This window comes from Xylophilus ampelinus, from assembly GCF_003217575.1.
Taxonomy (GTDB): domain Bacteria; phylum Pseudomonadota; class Gammaproteobacteria; order Burkholderiales; family Burkholderiaceae_C; genus Xylophilus; species Xylophilus ampelinus.
Genome location: NZ_QJTC01000050.1, coordinates 1 through 2,732 on the forward strand (window position 1 = coordinate 1; position 2,732 = coordinate 2,732).

3 protein-coding genes are annotated in these 2,732 nt (G+C 57.2%); all 3 read left to right on the forward strand.

All coding sequences use genetic code 11. From position 1 onward, the window contains the following. Positions 1-1,737, forward strand: a 1,737-nt coding sequence (locus DFQ15_RS18025) for a DUF6862 domain-containing protein (protein WP_407703902.1), incomplete at its 5' end; no start/stop codon positions are given. After that, positions 1,734-2,177, forward strand: a complete 444-nt coding sequence (locus DFQ15_RS17290) for a hypothetical protein (protein WP_146228793.1) — start codon at positions 1,734-1,736, stop codon at positions 2,175-2,177. The genes DFQ15_RS18025 and DFQ15_RS17290, both read left to right, overlap by 4 nt. A gap of 78 nt (positions 2,178-2,255) precedes the next feature. Next, complete coding sequence (locus DFQ15_RS17295) at positions 2,256-2,639, forward strand: hypothetical protein (protein WP_146228794.1); 384 nt, start codon at positions 2,256-2,258, stop codon at positions 2,637-2,639. The last annotated feature ends 93 nt before the right edge of the window (positions 2,640-2,732 follow it).

Here is a 2,732-nt window from a genome sequence, read left to right on the forward strand (position 1 = left end):
GGCGACAAACGCAGCGGCGCACTCGCCAAGGCCTGGGATGGCCAGCAGCTCGAACGCGAAGTCCAGGCCCAGACCCAGATCACCGCCACCTTCGGGCAGCAGGCCACCAAGAAATGGGGCGAGTTCGCCAACGGCCAGCAGGCCGCGGCCCAGGCCGCCCACGATCCACAGGGAGAAACCTGCTGGGCAGAAACCGGCGCCTGCCGTGTCGCAGGCCACGCCCTTCTCGGTGGCCTCACCGGCGGCGCCAGCGGAGCCCTGGGTGCCGGCGTCAGCGCCGCCTCCGTCGAAACCGTCGCCGGCGCTGCCGACAAGATCGGCCTCACCGGTGCCGCCCGCGACCTCTTCATCGCCGGCGTCGACACCAGCGTCGGGGCGGCCGTCGGTGGCGCTGCGGGCGCCGCAGGTGCACACAACGAAGTCGTCAACAACTACCTCAGCAGCCAGCAGTGGCGGGACTTCGCCAAAGACCTCGACCAGTGCCGGAAGAGCGCAGGCGACTGCACCAGCGTCGTCAACAAATACCAAAAAATCAGCAACGACCAGGACACCCAGCTCGCCAGCGCCTGCCGGGACCTCGACAGCCCGGGCTGCCGCAGCATGGTCGCCGACGTCGTGGGCGGCCGTGACGCCCAGATCGGACTGGCCATCGACGGCAAACTGCCGGCCAACTTCATCGGCGGCGCCGACCTCCAAGGCAACGGCAACCTGTATGAGCGCAAGGTCCAGGCCCAGGACATCGTCAACGCCTGCGCCGCCGACCGCACCGGTTGCGACCAGCAGCGCCTGCGGGGATCGGCCCAGCTCCTGCTCACCGGTGTCAGCATCGGAGCGCTCGTCGTCGCCGCGCCGGGCATGGCGGTCGAAGCCGGTGCCTTGGTCGCCGAAGGCGCGAAGCTCTACTGTGCCCGCCGGCCCGACAGCTGCGTCGCGCTCGCCGAGACCCTGGGATCGACCCTGGGCGGTGTGCCGCAGACGGGCGTGGGCGGGTCGTCGATCGCGGGCCGTGGGACGCGCGGAGGGGCGCCTGCGACCGGAGCGGTCGGTGTGGGCACCGCGGGCGCGGGTGTCAAGGCCGAGGTGCCGGAGGTCGTGGCGGGAGCGGGCACGACGGGGCGAGGGGCCGCGGCTGCGGGTAGTGAGGCCGCGATTCCGACGGGGCGGGGGGCGGCGCCTGAGCCTGAGCCGGAGGTCGGCAAGCCCAACAATTTGGCCTCTGGTGAGACAAGACCTGTGGGTCGCGGTACTGATGCGGCGAATGATCCGGTTTATGGGCAAGGGCCGAGAGGGACAGATGGAAAGTTGCCGCTGCCCACCGATTCGACTGCCACCAGCCCGTACAGCAGCAACGGCAGGGGCTATGGCAAAACTACACTGACGGATACCGACGGGAATGTGATTCCGACGCAGCCGACGTTGCCGGGGGCGGCAGGGCGTGGGATGGAGGAGGGTGCAGGGGGCAGCGGTAATGGGGCTGAACTGCCTCTTTTTGTGAATAAACCATTAGGTTTAGGTTCTACCGGCAGATCTATACCTACGAACTTGAACGAGCAACTTGCCATAGAACAGGCCATTTCTAATCCGGGAGCTGGCCGTCCACTACCTGTTCCAATGACTGACCCTCGATGGCCAGCAAAAGATGGCTGGGTAAAGACAGCCCAAAATATTAATGGAGTCGAAATTCACTACGTGAGAAACTTAATTACGGGGGCTGTTGATGATTTCAAATTCAAGTGAGAGAATTTATGCGTGCTATTTGTCGAAATAATCGCGGTTCTGCAATAGCTTTGTCTGAGCGATATTTGGGAGAGACAAATGAGACTAATTACTCGCCGTTGATGATTGGGAAGGAGTATGCCGTATATGCCTTGCTTTTCATTCGAGATAGGGTGGATTTTCTAATTTTGGCAGAAGAATCTGCGCCTTTTTGGGCCCCAAGCAGTTTGTTTGATTTGATCGATAGCCAAATTCCAGACGGCTGGAGTTTTTCATTTGCTAAGTCAAGCCCAGGTTATGGGGCCTTGTTTGATGCGTTTGGAATTAACTGCATAATAGGTTATTCTTTGTTGATTGAAGATTATGAACATTATGTTGGTCTGATTGAGGGAAGGTCAGAAGAATTGCAAAGATTTTTTGAGATTAATCACCGGGCGGACTCAATCCCACATCACTTATGAAATTTTCGCCAGTATGTGCCGTAAATATCAACGTCCCTGATGTTGTTATTTTCCTTGGGCGCGTTACGAGAATGTTGAATGAAAGTGCCGAAAGATTTTGGAAATGTTATCAGGCGAGATGCTCTCGCGCAAAAGTCGATTAACTTAAGCCTGGTAATAGCTGATTTTAATTTTGTGAAAAATTACGATGATTCGTTGGAGTTCGTCTCTCTGTGCCCTTTTTGTGGGAGTGACAACGCAGATGATTGCATGAGATCGCTTGAGCGGCATGGACTTGTCTATATAGATGATTTTTTATTCTGGAAAGATACTTTCCAGATTGGTGCAGGGTTGAAATATTTGGACCTGATGGCTCCTGATCAGGTGCTGGCGCAGAAAGTTAGACGTGGGAAGATTAAAATGCGAAATGAACCACGTAGCACATTAATTTGCGATGGAAAAACCAACGGACTAATTAACTAGTCCGCGCTGAACAACATCTAACCTATTGATCTGTGTTGGGAATTTGGCAGCTTGATGGCACCGAATTTGCAAGACAATGAATTCAAGACATTC